The organism is Pseudomonas sp. HMWF006 (assembly GCF_003061205.1).
GTDB classification, from domain to species: Bacteria; Pseudomonadota; Gammaproteobacteria; order Pseudomonadales; family Pseudomonadaceae; genus Aquipseudomonas; species Aquipseudomonas monsensis.
The window spans coordinates 2,538-7,677 of the sequence record NZ_QAIU01000583.1 but is presented as its reverse complement, the minus strand read 5'-3'; the positions used below and the strand labels follow the sequence as shown (position 1 = coordinate 7,677).

Annotated in this window: 5 protein-coding genes; 4 read left to right on the top strand and 1 reads right to left on the bottom strand. The window is 59.4% G+C overall.

Translation table 11 applies throughout. The annotated features are described in order from the left end of the window. Positions 1 to 137: 137 nt before the first annotated feature. Complete coding sequence (locus DBR24_RS26880; RefSeq protein WP_027610807.1) at positions 138 to 1,721, bottom strand: peptide chain release factor 3; 1,584 nt, start codon at positions 1,719 to 1,721, stop codon at positions 138 to 140. A gap of 359 nt (positions 1,722 to 2,080) precedes the next feature. Between DBR24_RS26880 and DBR24_RS26875 the strand changes: the two genes are divergently transcribed. The 4 genes from DBR24_RS26875 to DBR24_RS26860 all read left to right on the top strand — a co-directional run. Next, a complete protein-coding gene (locus DBR24_RS26875) occupies positions 2,081 to 2,770 on the top strand; it encodes an ABC transporter permease (protein WP_177490688.1) in 690 nt (229 codons plus the stop codon). 21 nt (positions 2,771 to 2,791) lie between these two features. Then, positions 2,792 to 3,697 (top strand): glycine betaine ABC transporter substrate-binding protein, encoded by a 906-nt coding sequence (locus DBR24_RS26870; RefSeq protein WP_128616224.1) that lies wholly within the window; start codon positions 2,792 to 2,794, stop codon positions 3,695 to 3,697. Between the two features lie 12 nt (positions 3,698 to 3,709). Continuing rightward, positions 3,710 to 4,363, top strand: a complete 654-nt coding sequence (locus tag DBR24_RS26865; RefSeq protein ID WP_007965673.1) for an ABC transporter permease — start codon at positions 3,710 to 3,712, stop codon at positions 4,361 to 4,363. Further along, on the top strand, positions 4,360 to 5,140 hold a 781-nt coding region (locus tag DBR24_RS26860), incomplete at its 3' end, for an ABC transporter ATP-binding protein (protein WP_371921367.1). The genes DBR24_RS26865 and DBR24_RS26860, both read left to right, overlap by 4 nt.

The window sequence follows — 5,140 nt, the reverse complement described above, 5'->3', positions numbered from 1 at the left end:
AAAAAAGTGAGTCGCCGTAAGGGCGAAACCGTAATCAGCAACACCCGCAGAAACGGATATACACCCAAACCCACCAAGCAAAAAAAAGCCCCCTAGGCACACACCGAGGGGGCTTTTCGAACAAACCAGCTCAACGCTTAATGATGCTCACGCGTCGCCCGGAACTTCACATCCGGCCAGCGCTCTTCCATCAACGCCAGGTTAACCCGCGTCGGCGCAAGGTAGGTCAGATGCCCACCACCATCCAACGCCAGGTTTTCCACAGCCTTGTTAGAAAACTCCTCAAGCTTCTTCTTGTCGCTGCATTCAATCCAGCGCGCAGAGTAAACAGTGATCGGCTCATAAGAGCATTCAACCTTGTATTCCTCCTTCAAACGACTGGCGACCACATCGAACTGCAGCACACCCACGGCGCCAAGAATGATGTCGTTGCTGCGTTCCGGGAAGAACACCTGCGTTGCGCCTTCTTCAGCCAGCTGTTGCAGACCCTGACGCAGTTGCTTGGACTTCAGCGGATCACGCAGACGCACACGACGGAACAGTTCCGGGGCGAAGTGCGGGATACCGGTGAAACCGAGGACTTCACCTTCGCTGAAGGTGTCGCCGATCTGGATCGTGCCGTGGTTGTGCAGACCGATGATGTCGCCGGCGTACGCCTCTTCCAGCTGTTCACGCTCGGAGGAGAAGAACGTCAGGGCGTCGCCGATGCGCACGTCCTTGCCGGTACGCACGTGGCGCATCTTCATGCCTTTTTCGTACTTGCCCGAGCAGATGCGCATGAAGGCGATGCGGTCGCGGTGTTTCGGGTCCATGTTCGCCTGGATCTTGAAGATGAAGCCCGAGAACTTCTCTTCCACCGGCTCCACGGTGCGCTCGTTGGCGACACGGGCCAGCGGACGCGGTGCCCAGTCAACGACGGCATCGAGCACGTGGTCGACACCAAAGTTGCCCAGTGCAGTACCGAAGAACACCGGGGTCAGTTGACCGTCGAGGAATTCCTGCTGGTTGAACTCGTGGCAGGCGCCCTGCACCAGTTCCAGTTGTTCGAGGAAACGGTCGTACTCGTCGCCCAGGTGCGCACGCGCTTCATCGGAGTCGAGTTTCTCGATGATCTTGGTTTCGGTGCGTTCGTGACCATGACCGGCGGTGTAGACAATGATGTAGTCGTCGGCCAGGTGGTACACGCCCTTGAAATCGCGGTAGCAACCGATCGGCCAGGTGATCGGCGCTGCCTTGATCTTCAGCACGGCTTCGATTTCGTCGAGCAGTTCGATCGGGTCGCGGATGTCGCGGTCGAGTTTGTTGATGAAGCTGACGATCGGCGTGTCACGCAGACGGCAGACGTCCATCAGGGCGATGGTCCGTGGTTCTACACCTTTACCGCCGTCGAGAACCATCAATGCCGAGTCGACCGCCGTCAGGGTGCGGTAGGTGTCTTCGGAGAAGTCTTCGTGGCCCGGGGTGTCGAGCAGGTTGATCATGTGTTCGCGATACGGGAACTGCATGACCGACGTGGTAATGGAAATACCCCGTTGTTTCTCCATCTCCATCCAGTCGGATGTCGCATGGCGATCGGATTTACGGGATTTCACCGTACCGGCCACCGCAATCGCCTTGCCCATCAACAGGAGCTTTTCGGTGATCGTGGTTTTACCGGCATCGGGGTGGGAAATAATGGCGAAAGTGCGGCGTTTCGCGACTTCGGCGGCCTGGTTGGTCATGGGAAATCGCCTGGCGGTGATTCAAAAAAGGGCCGCGATTATAGCCCAACTCGATGCAATAACCGAACCGTTGAGCACATTAAGGGTGGCCAAATGCTGTCTCAGATGGGAACCTTTTAAAGCACGGAGACGTCCATCCCCTGTTACGACATTTCGTCAGGGGCTGAAAAATCAGCAAGTTAGCCTGACGAGGCTGCGCTCATGGCTCGCTTTCAGACCGCTTTTTGCCGGTGCTGAGGGAGCTGCTTCTCGCGAACGTTTATTCCCGGCAGCCAAGGCTTGGCATGCCACTCGGGAGAGCGTTCGCCGACTACAAAAAAAGGAGTCCGCCTGTGGCTATCCGCTATGGCAAAGGGCTGATGGGAGGTGCGGTGGTGATCGCGCTCCTGGCCCTGCTGATCCACTGGATCGGCATCAACACGATCGAACACTACCGCGACGATTTGTTGTTTTACCTGCAAGCTCATCTGATTCTCGTCCTCGCTTCAATGCTGGCCGCCCTGGTCGTGGGCATCCCCGCCGGCATCTTCCTCAGTCGCCCGACCATGGTCGGCCGCGCTGAACGCTTCATGCAGATCTTCAATATCGGTAACACCGTGCCACCGCTGGCCGTACTGGCGATTGCCCTGGGGATTCTCGGCATCGGCAGTGGTCCGGCGATCTTCGCTTTGTTCCTCGCCTCCCTGTTGCCGATCGTGCGCAACACCTACGAAGGCCTGAAAAACGTCCAGGGCTCGCTGAAAGAAGCCGCCGTCGGCATCGGCATGACCCCGCGCCAGGTGCTGTGGAAAGTCGAATTGCCCAACGCCGTGCCGATCATCGTCGGTGGTGTGCGTGTCGCGCTGGCAATCAACGTCGGCACCGCGCCATTGGCGTTCCTGATCGGTGCGAACAGCCTTGGCAGCCTGATCTTCCCCGGCATCGCCCTGAACAATCAGCCGCAACTGCTGCTCGGCGCCGCGTGCACCGCGCTGCTGGCCCTGCTGCTCGATGGCGTCGTCACCCTCGCCAGCCGACTCTGGCTGGAACGCGGTTTGCGCCCGTCTTAAGGCTCTTGCGAAGGAATATTTATGAAACGACTTAGCTTGATCTTAGGCCTGATCCTGAGTAGTGCCCTGCTGTTCGCAGGAATCGCGCAAGCCGCTGAAAAACCGGTAATCCGTCTCGGCGCCCGGGTATTCACCGAGCAGACCCTGCTCGCGGAAATCACCGCGCAATACCTGCGCAGCAAAGGTTACGACGCGCAGATCACCGGCGGTCTGGGCAGCAACCTGGCCCGCAGCGCCCACGAAAGCGGGCAACTGGACATGCTCTGGGAATACACCGGCGTGTCGCTGGTGGCCTACAACCATGTCACCGAAAAACTCGACAGCGAACAGTCCTACGCCCGGGTGAAAGAACTCGACGCGAAAAAAGGCCTGGTCTGGCTGGCCCCGTCGAAATTTAGCAACACCTACGCCCTCGCCCTGCCGAAAAAAGTCGCCGAGGAGTACCCGCAGATCAACAACATCAGCCAGTTGAACGAGGTGTTGCAGGCTGAAGCCAAGACCAACCATCTGGTGGCGCTGGACACCGAGTTCGCCAACCGCTCCGACGGTCTGGACGGCATGGTCAAGCTCTACGGCATGAACCTGACCCGCAAGAACATCCGCCAGATGGACGCGGGGCTGGTCTACACCGCATTGCGTAACGGCCAGGTATTCGCCGGTCTGGTCTACACCACCGACGGTCGCCTCAACGCGTTCGGCCTGAAACTGCTGGAAGACGACAAGCACTATTTCCCCGACTACACCGCCGCGCCGGTGGTGCGTCAGGCGTATCTGGACGCGCACCCGCAACTGGCCGAGCAACTCAAGCCACTGGCGGAGCTGTTCGACGACGAAACCATGCGCCAGCTCAACGCTCGGGTCGATGTCGATCACGAGAGCCCGTCGAAAGTCGCCGCGGATTTCCTGCGCCAGCATCCACTCAACTAAGGAGGAAAAGTCATGGAATTTCTGAACGCCTTTTCCCACCTCGACTGGCAGCAGGTGATGCACCTGACCTGGCAGCACATCACTCTGGTCGGCATCGCGGTGACGCTGGCGATCCTCATCGGCGTGCCGCTGGGGATCCTGATGACGCGTTTCCCGAGCCTCGCCGGTCCCTTGCAGGCCAGCGCCACGGTGCTGTTGACGGTGCCGTCGATTGCCCTGTTCGGCCTGCTGCTGCCGTTCTACTCCAAGTTCGGCCAGGGTCTGGGGCCGATGCCGGCCATCACCGCGGTGTTCCTTTATTCGCTGCTGCCGATCATGCGCAACACCTACCTCGCCCTGACCGGTGTCGAACCGGGCATCCGTGAAGCCGCACGCGGCATCGGCATGACTTTCGGCCAGCGCCTGCGCATGGTCGAGCTGCCGATTGCGGTACCGGTGATCCTCGCCGGCGTGCGCACCGCCGTGGTGATGAACATTGGCGTGATGACCATCGCCGCGACCATCGGCGCCGGTGGCCTCGGCGTGTTGATCCTCGCCTCTATCAGCCGCAGCGACATGTCGATGCTCATCGTCGGCGCGCTGTTGGTCAGTCTTCTGGCGATCTTCGCCGACCTTCTCCTGCAGTGGCTGCAACGTACGCTGACTCCAAAAGGACTCCTCAAATGATCGAACTTCAAAACCTCAGCAAGACCTTCCAAAGCAACGGCAAAGATGTCAAAGCCGTGGACTCGGTAAGCCTGACCGTCAATGAAGGCGAAATATGTGTGTTCCTCGGGCCATCGGGTTGCGGCAAAAGCACCACGCTGAAGATGATCAACCGCCTGATCAAACCGACCTCGGGCAAGATCCTGATCAACGGCGAAGACACCACCGACCTCGACGAAGTGACCCTGCGTCGCAACATCGGTTACGTGATCCAGCAGATCGGTCTGTTCCCGAACATGACCATCGAAGAGAACATCGTCGTCGTGCCGAAGCTGCTCGGCTGGGACAAACAGAAATGCCACGACCGCGCCCGCGAGTTGATGAGCATGATCAAGCTCGAACCCAAGCAGTATCTGCATCGCTACCCGCGTGAACTGTCCGGCGGCCAGCAACAGCGCATCGGCGTGATCCGCGCATTGGCGGCGGATGCGCCGCTGTTGCTGATGGACGAGCCGTTCGGTGCGGTCGACCCGATCAACCGCGAAATGATCCAGAACGAGTTCTTCGAGATGCAACGGGCGCTGAACAAGACCGTGATCATGGTCAGCCACGACATCGACGAAGCGATCAAGCTGGGCGACAAGATCGCGATTTTCCGCGCCGGCAAACTGCTGCAGATTGATCACCCGGACACCCTGCTCGCGCATCCGGCGGACGATTTCGTCAGCAACTTCGTCGGCCAGGACAGCACGCTCAAGCGTCTGTTGTTGGTGAAGGCAGAAGATGCGGCGGACAACG